At 56.1% G+C, this 22053-nt stretch carries 8 protein-coding genes; 4 read left to right on the top strand and 4 right to left on the bottom strand.

Annotation, left to right across the window (positions count from 1 at the left end):
• Positions 1–112 precede the first annotated feature (112 nt).
• From AAFH49_RS11985 to AAFH49_RS11970, 4 genes are all read left to right on the top strand, one after another.
• Entirely contained in the window at positions 113–3268 is a 3156-nt protein-coding gene (locus AAFH49_RS11985) for a hypothetical protein (protein ID WP_342298377.1), read from the top strand.
• A gap of 28 nt (positions 3269–3296) precedes the next feature.
• Positions 3297–6335, top strand: coding sequence for a tail fiber domain-containing protein (locus tag AAFH49_RS11980; protein WP_342298375.1), 3039 nt, complete (start codon positions 3297–3299; stop codon positions 6333–6335).
• Between the two features lie 197 nt (positions 6336–6532).
• On the top strand, positions 6533–9685 hold the full coding sequence (locus AAFH49_RS11975; RefSeq protein WP_342298373.1) for a DUF6603 domain-containing protein: 3153 nt from the start codon (positions 6533–6535) through the stop codon (positions 9683–9685).
• Between the two features lie 29 nt (positions 9686–9714).
• Positions 9715–11679 (top strand): hypothetical protein, encoded by a 1965-nt coding sequence (locus AAFH49_RS11970; RefSeq protein ID WP_342298372.1) that lies wholly within the window; start codon positions 9715–9717, stop codon positions 11677–11679.
• A gap of 17 nt (positions 11680–11696) precedes the next feature.
• Here the strand turns inward: AAFH49_RS11970 and AAFH49_RS11965 are convergent, their stop codons facing one another.
• The 4 genes from AAFH49_RS11965 to AAFH49_RS11950 all read right to left on the bottom strand — a co-directional run bounded on the left by AAFH49_RS11965 (position 11697) and on the right by AAFH49_RS11950 (position 22036).
• Entirely contained in the window at positions 11697–13832 is a 2136-nt protein-coding gene (locus tag AAFH49_RS11965) for a hypothetical protein (protein WP_342298371.1), read from the bottom strand.
• Between the two features lie 17 nt (positions 13833–13849).
• Complete coding sequence (locus AAFH49_RS11960; RefSeq protein ID WP_342298369.1) at positions 13850–17299, bottom strand: DUF4450 domain-containing protein; 3450 nt, start codon at positions 17297–17299, stop codon at positions 13850–13852.
• A 9-nt stretch (positions 17300–17308) separates the two neighbouring features.
• Positions 17309–20341: a glycoside hydrolase family 2 protein gene (locus tag AAFH49_RS11955; protein WP_342298366.1), complete on the bottom strand. Its 3033-nt coding sequence runs from the start codon at positions 20339–20341 to the stop codon at positions 17309–17311.
• A 171-nt stretch (positions 20342–20512) separates the two neighbouring features.
• Complete coding sequence (locus AAFH49_RS11950; protein ID WP_342298365.1) at positions 20513–22036, bottom strand: RagB/SusD family nutrient uptake outer membrane protein; 1524 nt, start codon at positions 22034–22036, stop codon at positions 20513–20515.
• Positions 22037–22053 lie beyond the last annotated feature (17 nt).

Below are 22053 nucleotides of genomic sequence, written 5' to 3'. Positions count from 1 at the left end.
CACGGCCTGGAGCGTAAGCATTGAAAATGCCTTGCCGGCCGATGCCAGCCCCAACGCTGGCGGTAGCCCAACAGTACAGCCCGACGGAGTAGCCTTCGACCTGCCATCTTTTATGGCAAGTAAAGTCCAGGCCTTAAATCGCCTGCAGCAAGGGCATGACCGGGCCAATGACGAGCTGGTCAGCTTTCAGCAGCAATTATTTGCTGATTGGTATAAATACATGGTTGCCTGCTATCACGATGATTTAAATACGCATACCGCCGATGCTGACCGAATCAAATTTTTGATAGAAAATGACCATTTTGAGCTAATTAATCGCAAAAAGCAAGAGCTGTCCGATTATGCTGCTGACTTATCAAAAGCAATTACAGAAGTCAATCAACGTATCGTTGATTTCGACGGAGGAGGGCAGGAGTTGGGGAATGCGCTGCTGTTTAGTGGTACTACTCCGGCTCCGTCTTTCACGCTCAGCCCGGAGCCCAGCTTAGGCGGGCAATACGTTGCGGTATTTCAAGGCCCGGATGGTGCAGCCGCAGAACCAGATTTTTTTGGCTATGCCCTTGAGCCGGCTACCAAGGTTGCGGCGCTGTCGGTTCTGGTTAATGTAAGCGCGAAGGCCCCAGCCGTTGGGAGCTACCTGTTGCGGATTGATGACGACCCGACTAGTATAGTGGGGCCCGCCACGCCCGGCGATTTGTGGACGGCTGTTTTTATAAATGGCGTAAAGCTGGACCCCTATAAGCCCCGGCAATGGGATGATATTCCCAAGGACCGGTGGGTGCATATCCACCTCGTGGCCCGCGCCCCCGTGGCTGCTCGGGAAATAACGTTGTTTCGTGGCCTGAAGGGCAAGCTGGCTAGTTTGCGAATGAGCGAAAAGCTGCTGAGCGAAGAGGACCTCTTCAACGACCGGAACGTGCTGAAGCTAAAAAAGGCTCAGCTCAAAAGCGACAAAGCGCCCCGGTTCTGGCTGCCCAACGACCCCGTGGTGCTGATTGCCGGCCGTGATGTGAAGGTTGGGAACCGGCATGTGGTAAGCCAGCGGCTCGATTGTGTTTGCTTTGATTTTAGCGGAATTATTGAAAGAAATCAATCATCGCATTATGACCTTAAAAGAATCCCTGCGGTAAATAAACTCGAAGGATTGACGCAAAGACCGGGAAATCCGGAGGGTAATTGGAACCCTACGTTTTTGCAGTGGGAAGTAATTGCGCAGGATAATATCAAATTCGACGGACCTTACTCAACTGAGTTTGCCGAGGATTTCATTACCTCTAATTACGGTATCAAAACCGGCGACTACGACCTTACCGTTGAGGGGGCCAACGTTTTGCAGGGAGAAAGAATTAAATCATACGCCGGCTCAACCATATTATCAGCCCATGCCCAAACAAAGCTGCAAAGTGTAATCAGCTCGTACTTGCTCAAGATGGATGCCGACGAGCTAACGGCCAACCTGGGCTTGCAAAAGGATGATTTGGAGCAGGTAATTTATGCTGGGCTGGTAAAAGATATTGCAAGGCTTAAAGGCACGGCAAAAAACCAGGCTACCGAAGCGGAAGCGAATAGTTTTCATAATGAAGTTTTTATCGCCTTTGATAATTTGTTGAGGGCCGTTACGCCACCGGAATCCATCAATACATTTCTGCGGCATATAGTAGCAGCTGCCATGGAATTAAGTGTCAGCAACTATTTGTCGCAGTCGCTGGGTGGTTTCAATGCGGCCTTGTTGCAGCTGCACGAAACCATGCAACTCCCCGTAGCCGACCCGGTTTCCTTCACGGAATCGCAGGCGGTGACTTCACTGGCCGCTAAGCTAATAGGAGGCGAAAATAAGCGGGCACCCTTGCCGCTTAATCAGTTTAACCCCATAAAAACGGGCACTGTCAGAATTAATCAGCTGGGCATTATCGACAATTTCGGCCAAGTGGCTAATATTCCGATACGAACCACTGATGTGCTGTTCTCGCATTCGTTTACGGTAGTTCCCAAGGGCAAGGAGGCATTTTTGCCCCCGCGCATAGTCCAGCCGGCGCGGTTGAATTTCAGATGGATTTCGGCTGCTAATATTGCTTCAAACCAATCAGAGGCCAGCCAGAATACCAATCCGGTGTGCGGCTGGCTGGTGCCCAATAATCTGGATGCCAGCTTAATGGTGTATGATGCCGATGGTTATATTCTCGGTCTTATTCAACAGAATAAAGCCGCCGGTGGCAGTGCGGTAACCGAGTGGGCGTCGGCCCCCGGCAACATCACCCTTACGGACGCGAACCAAATACCGAATAGTAATCTGCGGGAGATAGTTAGTAAGTTGATTGGGAAAAGCGACTTTGCGGACTTTGTTGAACTACTTGATAATACGCTCCAGCAAATAGACCCCGAGAATTTTGCCCAGCATTTAGACCTGGCCATGCTGGTGGGCCGGCCCATGGCCGTGGTAAAGGCGATAGTCAGCCTGGAGGTGAAGGGAATGCCGGCCATCAACCAGAGCTGGGACTATTTCAACGCAGATTTAGGCCGCAACAATCGGGAAACGAACAGCTGGGAAAAAGTTAAATTTCCCGTTCTTATCGGTGAGCCCGGTATTCTGAATGATGGCGTTTTAGGTTTTTGGGATGAAGACGAAAGTGCCAGTGTATTTCAGTCAGTGTATCCGGAAAATATCGATAAAGGCTATTTTTTAGCGCATCGGGATGGTGCCCATACTTTTTCGCTATCCATCACCGATAAGCCCAAAAATCTCACGCTGCTGATAGACCCCCGGGGCGAGGCCCATGCCACCACGGGGATTTTGCCGACCAAAAGCATATCTATTCCCGCCAGCCAGTTCAAGCCCGCCCTTGCCCGCATGAACGTGAGCTTCTTCACCCGGCCACTGCTGATGCCCAAAGACAGCATTGCGATTTCGCTGCCCGAAGAGGCGGGCTATTCCTGGTCGTGGCTGGCAATGGAAGCCGGCAAATGGACGCAGGTTTCCACTACCGGCACTGCCGATAAGGCGCTGTTCTTACAGGCATTTGCCGCCGATGGCGAAGCTATATGGCAGGATATGCTGACTGCCGGCTGGATAAAAGAAACTGCCGACCAGAAGGCGCTTATCAACCCCAAAACGCAATGGGCAGCTCCGTCGCCGTTGCTGCTGGCGCATTTGCAACGCATTCAACAGCTGCTGGATGCCGGGCATATCGTACCCATGAATGCACAAGGCCACTTCTCGGAAGAAATTCTTATTAGAGAAGGCTGGCTACACTTAAGCGTAACCAAATAAGTCGCCACCCCCCTTAATAACCGAATTTATGGGTTTCAGAACTAATTACCCGTTTGATTTTTGCCTGTTGAACAGCAAAGAGGAAGACCTGTTCTATCTGGAGGATAAGGTGGAAGGGGTAACCCTCAAAATTGCCAACCAGCTGGCGGCTCCAATGCTGCTTAATACGCTGGGCGCAAAGGCTGGCGCAAGCAATTATCATTTTGCGCTGAAATTCCGGCCGGAGGTGCTTAATGATAACAAGAAAGAGCAGGCTTTCGGAGAATGGAAAATAAGTGAGGCTTTAATTGATGCGCAGGGCTGTTCCACGATATACCTGCTGTATGCCGGTGCAGCTCCGCTTATTTGCGAAAGCAAGGGCAGTATTGAAATTAAGTTTCTGGTGGATATCAATGGCAGCAAGGGTTCCCGGACTACCAACGTGGAATTGTTGGGCAAGAATATTACGGCTGGCGATGTGCTGTTTGAGGATTCTGTTCGGCAAATTAACTGGACCCTGATAAACCACCGGGGAAAATCGGGTTTGCCACTGCAACTCAGCTTTAAAGATGCCGATACCATCCTGAATGATGGAGAATCACGCAATAGTCTGAGATTGAGAATCAGTAATACCAATAAGTCGGACGCTGATGGGGATAAGGCTATTGAGTTTACGGAAAACTCTAAAATAATTTTTTTCTTCGACCCCAATCTGAATTCAACTGCTGCTGCGCTGGCGAATGCCGACGCTATTCAGCGAATTATTGTCAAAGAAGACGCGCCTTTCGATACCCATTTTAATGGTGCTCCCCCATCCGGGCAGGAGCCGCTGCCTGTGTGGACTTTTACGATAGCTGATAGCGCGGGCTTGCTGCTTTTACCAATGATTAATGGCAGTGGTGCGGGCCTTCTTACCCGGCAGATTCCGGCTCAGACAAAAGTCTCTAACGTAAGCACCGGTGTGCTGACGAGCAAAGCGGATATTTGTGTGAATGGCCGGATGGTGACCGAAGGTGAACTGCTATTCATAATTGATGACCGCAGGGTTTATGTGCCCATAACCGGCAAGTTTATCAAGACTATTGATAAAGATAAATTTGCGGTTGGTAAGATAATCGAAGGAGGCTCGCAAATAGGATACATCAAGTCATCCCTGGGCGTAGTGAACGACAAGGCTGCCGTAACGTACATTGATTTTTCGTTTGATAATATCATTACCAATTACATCACCGGCAAAACCCGGCTGAGTGTGCGGCTGGAGAATATCCCCGGCTATTGGGACGAGACATTCGTGCTGCACATCGATAAGCAGCCGATGGTTTTTCAGAACCAAAACGTAGGCATTGGGACCAATAATCCATCTCAGAAATTAGAGATAGTCGTAAATAATAGCGGATTAAATTTCCCCTTGCTGCTACACAACCTGAATGGCACAGCGGGCAATGGAAATGCGGTAGGATTAGGCTTTGTCAACGAGGCAATGGGCCATTGGGTGAAGGCGGCCGTTGTGCACGAAAGATTGGGGAGCTATGGCACAGGCAGCCTGAAGTTTTTGATAAACAGCGAGGAGAATATCAACCCGGCAACCCTGGCGGATGCCCGCATGACGATTACCAGCGGCGGCAATGTTGGCATTGGGACAACGAACCCGGACCCAAGCAAGCGGTTGGAAGTGAACGGTGATTTGCAGGCCAGTAAATACTTTATTAAGGGTTCGAACTTAGTGTATGATAACCGGGGGGCCACCATTGACTGGGGTAGTCAAATCGATGGAAATCTCTATTTCAGGTCTTTGCAAAACCAGGGTAATTCCGATGGTGGTCACCGTGACCTGGTGGTTATCACCAGCGGAGGCCGGATGGGAATTAATAACATCGAACCGCAGCAGACCCTGGATGTAGTGGGTAGTATCGGCATTAGAAACACGGCGGCCTGGGACCACATGATGATACATCATGATGGAACCACGGGCTTCATCAGTGCCGGAGGCGCGGAAAATGGGCTGGCCCTGCGGGTGGGAAATACCAATTCCGGGAGCTACGGGCAGCAGTCTTATCCTGAAATCATGCGCCTGCTGCCTGATGGCAACGTTGGCATCGGCACCCCTGACCCACGCAAGAAGCTACAGGTAGAAGGCGACGTGCAAGCTGGTAACTATTACATAAAAAGCACTCATTTAGTGTATGATAGTTATGATGCTGTAATTGACTGGGGCAATCGGAGCACCGGAAATCTCTATTTCAGAACCCTGTCCAACCAAGGCGACCCCAATGGTTATAAGGATTTGGCTATCATCACCAGCGATGCGAACCTTCTCGTCAACGGCAAAATAGGAATAGGGAAACATGACCCGGAATTCCCAATCGATATCAATAGTTGGAACAATATTTCCATGCAAAAGGGATTTTGGTTCCTGATGGATGGGGCTTGCCGGGCCTCCGTTGGTACTCATACAAATTCGGTTTCTATCAGGGCATCAACTGGGATTTATTGTGCAGCGTACTACTGCTTTAGTGATGAGCGAATTAAAGAGGAAATAACAACGGCAGACGGTCGGGATGCGCTGGGGTTGCTGAATAAGCTTGTTGTTAAAAATTATTATTATAAAGATTATGTATCTCAAGGTCCCGGAATAAAAAAAGGATTTATTGCGCAGGAAGTCGAGCAAATCATTCCTGAAGCAGTATCTATCACCAAAGATTTTACGCCCGGTATTTATTCCTTAGCAGAAAATGCAACACTGGCAGATGGCCTGTTGACCATATCGCTGAAAAAAGCGCATGAGCTCAGCACCGGCGACCGGGTGAGGATTATCACGGAGGCAAGTGGTGTTCAGGACGTGCAAGTAAATGTCCTGGATGAATTGACCTTCACGGTTCAGGACTGGACATTTTCCGCAGAGCACCTATTCATTTACGGGGAAGAGGTAGACGACTTCCGCACGCTCGATTACGACTACGTTTTCTGCACCGGTATCAGCGCTATTCAGGAGTTGAGCAAGCAGGTTGATGCGCTCACCCAGCAACTCCAGCACCAGGAAGCCCGATTGCAGCGACTGGAGGCTTTGTTGAATAAGTCGGAAGAATAAAAAAAGTAGGTTCAGCGTCGCCTGCAGCTACTGGCAGGCAGTGATGATAAAACCGATAATACAAGGGAAAATAGCAAGGCGAAAAATACTCGTTTGGCTTTTCTGCCGGCTAATCAGGTTCGTTTTTTTGTGGGTGCAAAGAGGACGGCTTTCGCCAGCGCCTTGCCCTACAGTATGCTTCTTACAAGCAATAGCATATGTCTTATCACTTCCTTTCATTCGGGGCACCGCGCGAATTCAACCTGGTTATTTCCTCCCAGGGTGGGTTCGAAGTAACCACCGAGGTGTCGTTGCAGCAGGTTGGAACCGGGGCGACGGTCTTTGAAATGGATACGGTGGCTTTCGAGTTTGGGAAGCATACGGTGGGGCTCAGGGGTAGCATGACCATTGCGGGCGTTCCGGCCGCGCTATCCCTGTCGAAAAATAGCCCGACTGATGCGGGATGGCTGATAGAAGGCGCTACCCAAGCCGGACAGCCCGTGAGGGTGGGGGACCTGATTGCTGATTTGAGCGAAAAGTTTGGGGTAAAAGTGCCGGCCCCTTTCAAGATGTTTGAGCTATCCGGTATTGATTTCAGGTATGAAACCGACACCGAGAACTTTCATTTTTCGTGTCAGGGTGGTTTCAACATCGCCGGTACGGCCGTGGATGCGGTGGTAACGATTGATATCGTTGCCAAAAAAGCGGCCTTGGGCAAGATTGATTATCAATATACTTTCGGTGGTACCATCCGAATTGGGAGCTTGCAATTTGATTTGCGTTTTGACGGCAACCCCCAGGCCAATACGTTTATTGCGACCTATTCCCGGCCGGATGGTTCCGCGACCAGCATAAGGCTCAATAGCCTGCTGAACACCATATCGGCGGAGATGGCCCGGGAGGTGCCCGATGGTATTGAGATTGACTTGAAGGATGTCAGGTTTGTGTACCACCAGGACAAGAGTGCGGGCAGCAAGCAGTTTGCTTTGGCCATTGACCTGGGCACGGCCATCGACCTGGCCAACCTGCCGATGGTGGGCCAGCAGCTGCCAAAAGATTTATCGCTGGGCCTCGACGACCTGCAAATCCTCTACAGCTCCGGCCAGTTTAGCGAAGACCAAATGGTCGGTATCAACAAGCTGATTCCGTCGCATATCGCCGGTTTTGCCGCCGCGGGCATTGCGAAAGGCCTGGCCCTTTCCGGCCGCTTCAACATTGCCGGCACCAGCCAAACGCTGATGGTTGGCAGCGGTGCGACGACTGCCGTTGCGCCCAAGCCGAAGCAAAAGGCGCGGTCCAGCAAGTCGAAAGCTGCCGCTGCCACTGTAAGTGAGCCTGCCGTTCCGGCAGCGGCCGAAACCTCGGTGAAGTGGTTCAATATCGAAAAAACAATTGGCCCCGCCACCTTCAAACGTGTTGGCGTAGATTTTAAAAACAGCGAGCTGTGGCTTTACCTCGATGCCGGCATATCCGTGGGCGGGCTGTCCATTGCGCTTGATGAATTATCGGTTGGCTCTTCCATCAAACGCTTTCGGCCGTCGTTCAATTTATCCGGTTTAAGTATTGATTTCAGAAAAAACGGTTTAGAAATAGGGGCTGCTTTTCTGAGGCAGCAAATGGTGATTAATGGCAAAAGCACGGAGGTGTATAATGGAGCCGCTACCATAAAAACCGCCGGATTTGCTCTTTCCGCCATGGGGTCTTATTGTTATTACGACGGGCACCCTTCGCTATTTATTTATGCCTATCTCGAAAAAGCGCTTGGGGGCCCCAGCTTTTTCTTTGTAGAAGGATTGGCCGCTGGGTTTGGGTATAACAGGGCGTTGATAATGCCCGATATCAGCCAGGTGGCTAATTTCCCATTGGTGGCGCAGGTGATGGGCGGCAGCTCGGTGCCGGCGGATGCGAATCCGGCAATGGCGCTCCAGGCCCAGCTGAAGGCTTTATCGGCTTATGTGCCGCCATCGGTAGGCGATATATTCCTGGCGGTTGGGGTAAAGTTCAGCTCATTCAAGCTGATAAATTCCTTCGCGCTGCTCGTAGTTTCCTTTGGCAACCGGATGGAAATTGATTTGCTGGGGCAATCCAACATCGTAGTGCCGCTGCAGGAATTAGGAAAAGCATTTACGCCGCTGGCTGAGGTTAAAATAATGCTGATGGCCAAATACCTGCCCGACGAAGGCTTTCTGGCGGTATTGGCGCAATTGAGCAGCGACTCTTATATCTTTTCCAGGGATTGCCACCTGACCGGGGGAGCGGCGTTTTACAGTTGGTTCAAAGGAGAACACGAGGGTGATTTTGTGGCCACGGTGGGCGGGTACCACCCGGCCTTTAAAGTGCCGGCCCATTATCCGAGCGTGCCGCGCCTGGCGCTGAACTGGCAGGTAAGTGATAAGCTGAGCGTGAAAGGCGATATGTATTTCGCGTTGTGCGCCCATGCCTTCATGGCGGGCGGCCACCTGGAGGCCGTGTATGAGGATGGCGATTTTAAGGCGTGGTTCAAGGCCGGGGCCGACTTTTTGGTTACCTGGCAGCCCTATCATTACGAGGCCAGCATTTATGTGAGTATGGGGGCCTCCTATACCATACATTTTTTCGGCAGCCATACCATCTCAGTCGATTTGGGGGCCGACCTGGCAATATGGGGGCCGGAGTTTTCGGGCCGGGCGACGGTGCACATCTACGTGTGCGACATTACGATACATTTTGGTGCGGATGACTCGGCTGATTTGAAGCCAATTACCTGGGCTGATTTCAAAGCGAAATGCCTGCCTGAGGCTGGTAAAGTGCTGGGGGCGGCAGTGGCCGGTGGGCAGCACGGTAAAGATGAGTTCCAGAATCCTATTGTGAATCCCAAAGAGTTGGAATTACTCGTTAATTCGGCTATCCCAGTCAAAAATATATCGATTAATGACGAGGAGATTTATAATATCAGCAGCAGCTCCGCTGTTCGATTTGGGGTTTCGCCAATGGCGAAAAATAATGATGATATTAAAAGCGAACTAGCAGTAGTTATTTCTCATAATCCGGATAAGCCATCGGATTATGCGCTAATGGATTCGAAAAGTCTGCGTAATCTTATTATCACCCCGCAGCAAAAAGCAGTGCCCGCTGCCATTTGGGGAACCAGTTTTCAGCCCGATTTAAATGCCGAAAACCGAACCGTAGAAGTGTTCAACGGCATTAATGTGTCTACTACCGAGCCGGTTGTATTGCCGGAAGGTGGCGTTGAATTTCCGCAGTTAGCCGAAATTGTTTTCCGGGATGCACCTATTAATCTGACCTGCCGGAAAACCAGTGCCCCACTGCCTTTTTCCGAGTACAATTCCACCTTCAAAGCATTGGGTAAGCAGCTTGGCATTGCCGAGTAGCCAATCCGGGCAGTCCGAAAAATAGCATCATGGCTACTACCGACGATAAAATACTGATTTACGACAGCCACCGGCCGGCCCTTACGGCGGGCTATTATAAGGTGGAGAGCACGCAACGCTTTGGCGTTGATAAGGATTCTTTGGCGTTGCCTCCTGCTACTTTATATTTTTCGGTGCAGGGCGAGCAGTATACGTTGAATCCCAGTCAGATTGATTCGGTATTTCCGCCAATGTCGGCATTAGGCGATTTTTCAACTATTCTGCCGAATATTATCCTGGAAAGAAGCACTTTCCCTTGGGAAAGAAAGACCAATGAAAAAGATGATTCGGTAAAACCGTGGCTGGCCTTGATGCTGCTTACGGAAGACGAGGTGGCCGATGCCAGCAAAGTCAGAAAAATAAATGCCGTAAAAGCTATTTGGGAAACGACGCCATTTGCCCCCGTTGAAAGCACGAATGAAACGGATATTTCGGTGCGGGGCCTGCTGATTGAAGCGGCATTTCTGACCAGTATTCTGCCCACTTATCAGGAGTTGGGCTATCTGGCCCATGTGCGGGGGCAGGAAAAAGATGAAAAAGCGTCGGTGGTGGGCAGCCGGATGCCGGTAAAGGATAAAAAGAACATTGTCCATCTGATATCCCTTGAGGATATGTATTCCAAAAAGGGCGATTTTATCGGCAAGCCCAAAGATGGATTTTATGGTTTTGCTTCGCTGTATAGCTGGGAGTTTTTTTGTAACGACCATTTTATCGTTACGCCCGAGGTGCTGGCTATTTACGTGTCGGCTGGTGGGGTCAGCACGGCGCTAGCGTCGGCATTGGCTAAAATTGCGGGCCTTGAGTTTTTTAATAAATCAGATTTCTTAAAAGTAATTGGTATTGCGGTCAGCGATGAGGAGACGGCGAGCTTATTTAAGACGTTTGAAATAGCGCATCTTACATCGCTGCTGAAACATTTGAACCGTAGCCCGGCAAATCTGCGCCTGCCCGATACGGATGATTTGTCGCTGGACGGATATTTAAAACTCCCGTATGTATTGAAGACGGGCGACCGAATTAATGCCGTGTACCGGGGGCCGTTGGTGCCAAATCCGGTGGCTGGCACGGGGCAGCCGGCCGCGCCGGTTCCGGTGATGGGCGGAGATGAGCTATTTCGGTTTCTGGCCTATGGAGGGGAGAAGTATGTTGATGTTTCGTACGCTTCGGCCTGGGAGCTGGGGCGCATACTGGCCCTGAGTGATAAAAACTTCTCCACTGCTTTGTTTCGGTGGAAGCGGGAATGCTATCAATTCAAAAAAGTGTCGGCCAGCAGCCGGCTCAATGGCCACCTCATTCTAAAATCAGTGGCAAGTCAGTACCCTGATATGCCGGCATTTGTCGGGCAGTGGCTTACTGATTTGACGCTGTTGAAAGGGGTGCCATTTAATTACCTGGTGCCCACGGAAGCATTCCTGCCGTTTGAGTCTTTGCGGTTCTTCAGTGTTGATGATAAATGGGTTAGATGCCTGGTAGATGGCGCTTTTAGCATCGGGCGACTGTCTTCGGCCGATGCGGCGACGGATGCGGAACTGTATGGCACCGGGGTGATTATTTCGGATGAGAATATTCCAAAATCTGGCTTTTTGCTGCGCTCCCGGGCGGTTGATGGCTGGCCGGACCTGGTTATCCAAGCCGAAGGGCAAGTGCGGCGGCGGGATGAGCTGGCGGAGGACCTGTTGTTTTGTTTGTACGATAAGCAAATTACTTCGCTGGCCATTAACCAAAAGCCGGAATCGGTGCATTTTGGATTTATAGATAAGGACGGTGATGCTTCTCAATTGCAGGTAGAATATACCGACACAAAAGGCAAGAATAAATTGGCCGACGTAAACTATAGTTCTTTGAATAAGGTGGATATAGGAAAAATATACGCGGGCGTAGCAGCCAAAAATGTGGCGGAATTTACAAGGGCGCTAATTCAGAAAATAGAGGAAGTAGTTTTTGAGATTAGTTGACAACAGTAGACCGGCTGTTACGGCATCTTTTGCAGGCCTTCCCAGCGCACTTTCCAGGTTTTGGGAATGCCGGGGGTGGCCTCCTTGCAGCCGTCGTAGCCGGCGCACATGAGGGCCACGGCGGCGAGCAGGCCGCCGTTGCCGGGCAGGTAGAGGGGGAGGCGGCCTTCCTGGTAGTTGTGGCCGTTGGGGAGGTAGGTGTTGGTTTGGACCTGCATCAGGAGGGCATCCATTGCCTTTTCGGGCAGGCCGAGGCGAGTGGCCGTCATGGATGTCATAGGGAAATCCCAGCCCCAGGTTTTGTCCCAGCTCCAGTCTTTCCAGATGAGGTCGAAGGTGCGGCGCATGGTGGCGGCGTCCTGTTGGCCGGTGGCGGGCATCATGCCCAGCGCGGCCAGCACGGATGGGTGGTCGGTTTTGTATTCGGGGTTAGTGTAGGAATCGGGGGCGCTTTCGGCGGCGAGGTACACGCCGTTGGCTTCGGGTAGTTTGGCGAGCTTGGCCAGCACGTCGTCCCACTGCGGGTTGCGGGGCTGGCCCTGGCGCTCACGCCATTTCTGGGCAATATCAAGCGCCCAATGCCAGTACACGAGCTCAAAAGTAGGGTTGAAGGTGTCTTCGGCCTTGAACCGCTCCTGGGCCGGAATTACGCCTTTGCCGAGGATGTAGCGGCCCTTGTCTTTCTCAAAAAACGGGTAGGAGGCGATGAATTCAGCCGTTTGCTGTACCCGTTCCTGGTATAGTTTCAGGGTGGCGGCGTTGGGGTGGGCGCGGTAGGCTTCTTCGGCGAAATAAATGGTGTGGGGCTGCTGCCAGAGCAGAAATGCGCCCACGGACGACGGGCCTTCGGCCCCCCACGGGTCGGTCATTTTCTGCCAGCGCCAGCCGGCGTAGCCCTGCCGCTGGGCAATGGCGCGGGCCTCGGCCTGCACATCGGGGCGGGCGTACCAGGTGAGGCTTTTTTCGAGGATTTCGGGGCGGCCCCAGAGGGCGAAATGGGCGGCGTGCCACCAGTGCATTTCGAGGTGCGGGCGGCCGTACCAGCTGTTGAGCAGCAATCCCGTCTCCTGCGGCGGCTGCGAGCCGGCGTTGTGGATGCGGGTGAGGTACTGCGAGAGCACGATGCGGCGCTCCAGCTCGGCGGCGCGCGGGTCGGTGGTGCCGCTGAAATCGACGGCCCCGCCGCTGCGCCAGAAGGCCTGCCACTGCTGGCGGCTATCGGCGCGGGTGGCGACGAAAGTGGGGGCGGCAGATGCTTGCTGGCGGGGTGAAAATCGGCAGCTCAGTTCCAGCACGCCGCTTTGGGTGCCGGGCGTGAGGATGAATTCGTGCGGCCGGCCGGGGGCCAGCGTGGCAGTCTGGACCCAGCTCAGAGCCGCAAAATACTTGGTGGTATCGAGCTGGTGGGTTAGTAAGGCGCGGCCCGCCGCTTGCATGGTGATGGCCGATTTATGGTCGGCTTCGTGCGAATAATCGGTGCCCATATCGGCCCAGCCGGCGGTGGGGAAAGGGAAGCGCAAAGCCACTTTCAGGCGCCCGGCTTTTAGGAGCTCCGAAGTGACTTTGGCGGCCACAGCATCCTGCGCTTGGTGGCCGACGGTGACCACGTCCACCGCCGCGCCTTCCACCGTGAAATGGCTCTGGATTTCGCCCGTCCACGGGTTCAACTCCTGGTGGATGTTTTTGAGGTCCTGTATTTTGGCCAGCTGGCCGTTTTTCTTAAGGATGATAAAGCCCAGATTGCCCAGCTGCAGGCGGTGCGGATTGGCGCGGAGGTAGTCAACGGCATCTTTGTTGCCGGGCGTTTTCACCTGCACCGAGTAGCTCACGGGGCGGCCGTTGAACTGGTATTCGCGCAGGCTTTGGGCGAATTTGTAGCCTTCTTTATTCGGGAAGCGGTGCCAGCCCCATTCCGATTCGGTGCCGAGTGGAATGCCCTTCTCGTAGTGCAGGGGGAATGTTTGCAGGCCCGTGATGTCGGCGGTGAAGGCGAATCTGCCATTGCCCACGGATAGGGAATTGAGCGAGTCGGTATTCGTGATTACCACTTTGTGGCGCTCCACGAGGGCCTGCCGGTTGATGGGCTGGGCGGCAAGCGAGAAGATGCTGGTTGCTAATGAGATAGTTAGTAAAAATTTGGAAGTCAGTTTCATAAGGGTTAGGAGAAGCATTAGTTACGGTCAAGTGTCACGCTCATCAGCCCAATTACCACGTCGTTGGCCAGGGCTTTCAGGGAGAGGGATTTTAATTTTTTGCTGGGGTCGAGGAGCAGTTCCAGCACGGTGGCCGCGCCGCCGTCGATGGCGCGGGTGCTAAAGCCTTTGATGCTGTTGTACTGGCTGAAATCGCGGGTGATGAGGCCGGTTTTGAGGTGGACGCGGTAAGGTTTCGGCGCGCCGGTTTGGAAGGCGAAGCCGTCGTCGAGGTAGTCCTGCTCGATGGGCCACCAGGAGTCGGGGTTGCGCAGGGGCAGGGTGGCGGTGGTGTTGTCGGCGTAGGTGATGGTGATTTCGCCGTTGAGGAACTGGCTTTGCATGGCGTTGGTGGAGCCGGCCATGAGCAGCACGGCGCGGCGGGCGCGGCCCCGTAGCGGCAGCGTGGCTTGGTGGGGGTAGTTGTCCCACTGCGATACGAAGAGGATATTCTTCGCACCGGCCACGCCAGGTGTGCGTAGCGGCACGCCTTCAGGCAGTTGGATTTCGTTTTTCGAACCAGCTAAGTGGCGCAGGCCGCTGTCGTCGATATTGGCCTGGGTGAGAGGGTAACACCAGTTTCCGATGCCTTGGGTGGGCAACTCCAGGGTGGCCACGGCGGGGCGGGGAATAAGGTATTTGTTCCGGAAAATCTGCGTTACCCGGTCATTGAAAGCGGCGGATAAATCAAGCGCTTCCCACTTGGCAGTATTAGTAGAATTAGCTGTAGGAGCGGAAGTGTCCGGGCGTTGCACGGAAATTTTCAGCGGTTCCCACCACGTCAAATCACCCTGCTGAAGCTGTGCGAAAGCGGTGCGGCTGCCGGGCATACCGGCCACCTGCGCCGCGAGTGCCGAGCCGTTCAGGCGGGGCTGCCGCAGCACCTGCTGCGGGTCGGAAACCTGAATAATCCGGGCATGGGCAAACGTGACGTTAAAAGCCGCACCGAAAGCAGCTGATTCCTGCGACGCGGCGGCATCGGGCATTTCGCCCTGCCACTCGATTTCCACCACGTAGCGTGCTGCCGGGGCGCTGCTGATTTCGATAGTCGGCTGGCCCACGGCGGCGGCTACGTTGTGCCAGGCGGCCGGCTGGCCGTTCACTGTCAGCGAAGCCACGCGGCTGGCCAGGGCGGGCACGCGCAGCTGGAGCGCCAGCTGTTTCGGGAGGTGCGGGGCGATGGTATAGGTTTCGCGGCGGCCCTGGCGGCGGAAGTGGAAAGTGACATCGGGCACTTGCAGCGCGGCCGAATCCCAGGCGGCGGGCAGGCCGGGGCTGATGCGTAGGGTATCGTGCAGGGCATCGGGGCGGATGCCGAACAGGCCCTCGACCAACGAGCGGCTTGCCATGCCGATGGGGTCGGCGAAATCGCGGTAAAGTTCGCCCCGGTAGGTGTCATAGAAAGAAATCTGCTGGAAATTACCGGGGCTGCTGCCCAGGTACTGGCTTTCGAGCAGGGCACTTTTCCAGAGCAGGAAGGCTTCTTCGCGGCGGCCGGCCTGCCAGTTGGCGAGGCTGGTGTGCAGGTTTTCGGCCAGCACCACGTTGTTCAGCGACCAGTCGTAGGGCTGCCAATTCGTAGTTGAAAGCAGGTAGTAGCCGGCATCGGGCAGGCCGGCGGCGCGCACCGGGATGTGCGGCATCTCAGCATCAATGTAGCGGAGTGCCTGGTAGGCCTGGAAGGCATCGGGTACTTCCGAATCGAGGGCGTGGTAGATGGTCCAGAGGCCGGCGGCGGGGTGCAGGCTTCGGAGGCCGAGGGCATCTTGGTATTCGGCGTACCGGCCCTGGGCGGGCAGCCACAGCCGGCTTTGCAGCGCCTGGTGGATGTGCTGCGCTTCCTGGCGGTAGGGGGCGGGGTTTTCGCCCAGTAGGCGGGCCAGCTCGGCGGCTTTTTGGTTGGCGAAGTAATTGTAGGCCGAACTGTGGGTGACGGCCCCGCCGCTGTATTGCAGCGCATCGGAGGCCCAGATGGCGGCGTAGGCATCGTAGAGGCCGTCGTTGTCGGGGTCGAAGTTGCGCTTTTCCCAGGCCAGGTGGCGCTGGAGCACGGGCCACATCTCGCGGGCAAATTTCAGGTCACCGGTCCAGTTGAAATGGCGCAGCAGCTCGTCGATGAACACGAGGTTCATGTCGTAGTGGTGGGCGCGGAAATCACCGCCGGGGTTGCGCGATATGTAGCCTTCGGTAAACACGGCGGTGCCCAGCTTCTCAAGCTGCCGGGCCAGGTGCAGGGCGGTATCGGGCGTGACCGGGCCGTTGGGCGGGCTGGTGAGCTGCGACTTGGCATAGGCCCGGAAGTGGGTAGCGGCGCGGTCGTGCCAGCCGAGCGGGTCGGCCACGTAGGGACCGCGCCAGCCATCGAGGCGGATGCGCCAGGCTATGGCTCCGTGCAGGTAGGAGGGGGCTTCCCAAATGGCATCGGCGGCCACGGACAGCGCCCCGCCCAGCGTGTTGATGTAGGGGTCGGGCGTGCTGACTTTGACACGGCCGGCCAGCGCGGCGCGGGCGGCTTCGGCCTGGGCAAACGCGGTCGGTAAAGCGGCGTAGGTGGGTATTGGAGCCGTTTCTGACTTTTGCACGGCAAAGTAAAACTCCTTCTCACTTATGACCGGTACCGTGCCCGCCAGCACCGGCGTGGCCGATGCGGAGGATGCCAGAAGCTGCTGCGGCGTCTCCTGCTGCGTGGCGTCGGCTACATGCGTTTTGGATGTGGGCGGCACCACGCCCATCAGTATTTTTGGCTCAGCAGCGGTTGGCTTTGCCGCTTTGTCAGTGCCTGCTACCAGCTTCGTAGCCGTGCCGTAGTTTAGCGTAAAACTGTTCTTTTTCAGGTCAAACGCATTGCCCTGGCAATACTCCGGCTTCAGGTAAAAACTTGATTCTGGGTCGGCTCCAATGTCGCCGTCGCGGCTGAATTTCTTGCCCGTGGCTCCGCCGAAAGCCCAGAGCAATTGCACGGAATTGGCCGGCACGTTTTCGAAGCGGGCTTTTATGATGAGGCCTTCGGCCTCGGCACGGGCCAGCACTTCGAGGTGGAGCTTGCCGGGTCCCAAAAGCGGGTCGGTGATGTCGTAGAGCATCAGGCCCGGGCGGTAGCGGGCGGTGATGTTTTCGGCTTTGATAAGCCATTTGCTTTGGCCGTTGGCCAGCAGTCCGAATTTCAGATTGCCGCCCATGCCGGGCAGGTAGAGGGCAAATTCGGGCAGGTCGCCGGCCTCGACGCGAAAGGCCGTGTTGGTACCGTAGAGGGCGCGGGTGAAGCGGTGCGTGCCGTTGGTGATGACGAAATCGGTGCCTTCCGGGTGATAGCGCAACGTGCGCGGCTGATTGTGCCAGAGCGGCGGCGGCGGCGGCGCAGTTTGCGCCCGGGCCAGCGGGCCGGCCAGCAGCAGGATTGCGCAGAACAGGAAAGCGTTTTTGAGCATAGCGGCGGGTTAGGGCGCGGGCGAGCCGGCCGGCGTTGAATACACTTCCACTTCCACCAGACCCAGGGTGCCGGGCGGGCCGGCCTGGTCGGTGGCGGCGGTGGGCACTTTGGGCGTTTCGAGTTCGGTGATATTGAAGGCGTCTTTGGCTTGAGTGGTGCCGGTTAGCTCGATGCGCAGTTTCTGGCCGGTGCGCGGCGGAAATATCGCGGTGAAATAGCCCAGGCTGCGCTCCGTGGTACCGCTGAAAATCTCCTGCCCATCGAGTAAAATACGAATGGGATAGGTGCTGGTGCGCCATCCCGTCAGTTTCATCGCCACCTGGCTGATGGGGGCGGTACGGGCCAGCGCGTACTCAATCCACGGCCGGGCCTCTTTACGGTCCGAAATCCACTCCGACAGCTCATTGTCATCGAAGCTGAAAGCAGCGTTGGCCGCATTGGAGCTGGCGGTAGCGGCGGTAATCGGCACCGTCACCCGCGAGACGGTGAACGACGGCCCGGCCGGCGTGGGCCCACGCCGCAAACTCACCGGCAAATCTGCACCCGGCAGCTGCGTCATCAAGCCGTTTTCTACACGCACAGGTTCCGATTTCAGGCTGACCGTAGCCGGTTTCAAGCCCTCAGAGGTGGCGGTAATATTGATTTTGCCGGCCTGCGTGGTGCTGCGGATGAGCACGCGGTTCACGCCACCTTCCACGGGCAGGCTCTTGGCCAGAATGTAGTTGCCGGGCCCCTGCGCCAGGCCGCCGCGCCACTCGGCCGGCCCGCTCAGGGTGAAATTCACCATGTTCAAAGCCGTGGGGCAGCGGCGGCCTTGCGCGTCAATTGCTTCAACCTGAACTAAGGCCAAATCGGTGCCATCGGCGTGCAGGCCGGTGGGGCTGAGTATCGGGCTGAGGCGCAGGGCCATGGCCGGGCCGGCGGTCTGGTGCTCGGCTTCGCTCACGGACTTGCCGGCCGCATCGTAGCTCACGGCGCGGAGGGTGCCGGGCTGCCAGGTCACGTTTTTGAAGGTGAACAGGAAGCGGTAGCTCTGCTGGCCGAATCCTAGGGATTTGCCGTTGAGAAACAGTTCCACTTTCTCGCCGTTTGATACCACGTCCACGTTTTTCACCGTGCCCGTTTTGTAATTCCAGTGGCCGATGATGTGCGTGTGCATTTTTTCCGGCTCGACCCAGCCGTCCCACATTACCTGGTGGGCGTAGTAGCCGTCTTTGGCAATGCGCAGGGCGTCGACTTCGCCGCTGCGGCGGTAGTTTTCCTCGCCCCGGTAGTGGGTATTAGTGTCGCTGAACACGATGTTGACGCCGCCGGCGCTGGTGCGGGTGCCGGTGCCGGGCCGCTCGTGCCAGTAGTCGTACCAGCGCATCACATCCTCGCGGGCCTGCGAGTCCTGGTTGCGATTGTAGTCGGCGGCGTTCGCGCCTTTGTAGAGCGGGCCTGCGCCGTCCTTGTGGAAGGGTGGCGTGAGTTCGTCCCAATACTTGCGCAGGGCCTCATCGCGCGAGTATTCCATAGCCCAGAGCGGCTTGGTGGCGCTTTTGTTGATGTAGAGCATTTCGCCGCCGTACTCGGCTGCTGGAATATCCAGCATCTCGCGCGAGCCGATGGCGCGGCCGCCGTGCGGGTCATATTGGTTCCGAATGTCCTTCAGTTCCTGCATGTGAGCAGCGCTGATGCTCTCGTTGCCACCCTCGTAAAACAGGATGCTGGGGTTGTTGCGGTTGTAGATGATGGCGTCGCGCATCAGCTCCAGGCGCTGGCCCCAGCGGCGGTCAGCCACGTCCTTTTCGGCGTCGCCGGCGGGCATGGCCTGGGGCAGGCCCACGCGGTCGCAGCTTTCGATGTCCTGTTTCCAGGGCGTGACGTGCATCCAGCGCACCAGGTTGGCGTTGCCGGCCACCATCAGGCCGTTGCTGTAGTCGGAGAGCCAGGCCGGGATGCCCAGACCCACGGCCGGCCACTCGTTGCTGGTGCGCTGGGCGTAGCCGTGCACCTGCATGGCCCGGTCATTCAGCTTGATGAGGCCGTTGGCAAATTCCGTTTTGCGGAAGCCGGTGCGGGTTTTTACTTCGTCGATGGCCTTTTTATCGATGATTAATCGGGTTGAAACCGTGTATAAATAGCCATAGCCCCAGCTCCAGAAATGTAACCCGCTGAGGCTGGCGCGGGCCGTTACCGTCTTCGTTTCGCCCGGTTGCAAGGTCGTTTCGCCACCGCTGAAGGTGCTGACGGGTTTGCCCTCGCCATCGGCTACCGACGTTTCAAAGGTGAAGGTGCGGGCGGCCGGAAATTCGTTTTTCACCTGCGCCTCGGCTACTATCGTGGCCCGGCCGCCGGCCACGTCGAAATCCTGCGCATAGACATACACGCCCGTGGTGCCCAGCGCCGAAAATAGCGGCAGCGTCTGGTGCAGCGGGCTCATTACGTGTAGAAACACGTTCTTGGGAATGCCGCCGTAGTTCGCGTTGAAGTTGCGGTTGCTCCATTGGAACACCTGGCCGCTGGCTTTTTCCTTGTAATCCCAGTCGTTGTCGGTGCGCACGGCTAGCACGTTGTCGGCCGGCGCGGGCTTGAGAAAAGGCGTTAAATCGAAGCCGATGGCCATTACGCCGTTTTCGTGCAGCCCCAGGCGCTGGCCGTTCAGGTAGAACTCGCCGGCCAGCCGCACGCCTTCAAACTCGATGAAGACTTTTTGCCCTGCCGCCCCGGCTGGCAGCCGGAAGTGCTTGCGGTACCAGGCCACGCCGGTGCTCAAATCCTTGATGTCCTTGCTGAACGCCTCATCCTCGTTCCAGGCGTAGGGTAGCGTCACCTTTTTCCACTGGGCATCATCAAATGTGACGGCTTCGGCACCGGGCGCATCGCCCACCCGCACTTTCCATTCCGGGTTGAAATTGAATTTCTGGCGGCTGGCTGCAGGTGGCGCGGCTTGGGCAGCGGCGGCTACTTTCAGTATCAGAAACCCGCACAAAAAGCACCCACGTACAAAGCGCAGGTTTGCCAAAAAGCCGGAAAATAAGCGGGTGAGTTGCGGCATCGGGTGGGAAATAGGAGGGAGGAGCAAAAGAAGCGGCCGTCGCGGCCCGCACTGTCCTGTACTGTGGGGTGCGGCGGGACGGTCCGAACGCAGCTACGCCCGGTTTCGGCCCCGCCAGCATAGTGCCGACCGAAGCCAAAACCGGGCGTAGCGCCTCAGCAAACAGGGTTTTTAGTAGCCGGGGTTCTGGTCGTAGAGACCGGGCACTGCCGCCAGCTCGGCCTGCGGCACGGGGTAGAGCAGCAGGTTGGCGGTGATGGGCCGGGTGATTTTGTTGAACGGCGGGGCCAGGTCTTCACGTGCGGCCCAGGCGTTCATCACGGTCAGGGCCAGACCGGAGCGCATGAGGTCGTTCCAGCGCAGGTTCTCGCCGGCAAACTCGCGGCGGCGCTCCTCCATGAGCGTTTCCAGAGTGAGAGTGGTTAGGGGCGGCACGCCCGCCCGCACCCGGATGGGGTTCACCAGCAGCAGGGCATCGGCCACGCTGCCGCCCACGCCGCGCATCTGGCATTCGGCCTTCATCATCAGGATGTCGGTGTAGCGCAACACGATGTAGTTCAGGCCCCAGTCGGTGCGGCTGGCGCCTTTGGCGGCCACGTTCACGTACTTTTTGAAGAACGGCCGGGTATCCGAGATAGTCGTCGCACCGGTGACGTACGAGAAGCCAGGCTGGATGTTGAATGCTTTGCGCACGTCAGCCGTCGCATACGTATTCACCAGGTCGTTCGAGCAGGGTTTGATTTCGACCGAGCCGGCCGAGAATGACAAACCAATCTGAGTATAGTAGCCATCGGGCACCACAATGTTCTGGAACGAGCCACCCACCGTGCCGTTGGCGAAGTACTGAATGTCGAAGATTACCTCCGAGTTGTTCTCGGCCGTGGGCGAGAAAATGCCGGCGTAGGTGGCCTGGGTGGCGTAGCGGGCCGTGCCAGTGGCCGCGATGATTTCGCTGAGCAGGGCATTGGCTTTGTCAAACTCGTTGGAGTTCATGCCGGGGCCTTTGATGCCGTAGTCCGGGCCCGAGCGGGTGAGGTACACCAGCGCCAGAATGCCCTTGGCAGCTCCCACCGTCACGCGGCCCACGTTGGCCCCCGTGTAGGAAACGGGCAGGTTGGTGATGGCGGTGCCCAGGTCTTTAATAATCAGCTCATACACTTTGGCCACGTCGGCGCGCGGAATCTGGGCTACTTCGCGGGGCAGCAGGGCATGCTCAATCACGGGCACGCGGCCAAACTTGCGCACCAAATCGAAATACATGAAAGCCCGAATGAACTTGGCTTCGCCCTCGTAGCGGGTGCGCAGCGCGGCCGGCACCACCGAGCCATTGGCGGCCAGCTGGTCGAGCATCACGTTGGCCCGGTAGATGGTGGCGTAGTCCGTAGCCCAGGCATCGGCCACGATGGCGTTGATGTTGAGCAGGGTGGAGAAGTTGTTGATGGGGTCCCAGTCGCGCCCGCCTACGGCGCTGGAGGCGTAAATATTGTCGGAGCGCACTTCCGACAGGTACACCTCGCGGTCGGGGTAGCCGCGCAGCTGGCTGTACACCGAGGTCATGGCTTGGTCGAAGTCGGTGGCCGATTTATAGAAGTCTGGTACCGAACCGTTCGAAATCGGCAGCTGGTCCAGGTCTTTTTCGCAGCCGCTCAGGGCCACGGCGCAGGCCAGGCTTAAGAAGAGGAATATACGTTTCATGGGAATTTTCAGAAGGG

The organism is Hymenobacter segetis, from assembly GCF_038448715.1.
In the GTDB taxonomy this organism is placed as follows: domain Bacteria; phylum Bacteroidota; class Bacteroidia; order Cytophagales; family Hymenobacteraceae; genus Hymenobacter; species Hymenobacter segetis.
The sequence above is the reverse complement of the archived record's forward strand: the minus strand, read 5'-3'. Positions and strand labels throughout refer to the sequence as shown.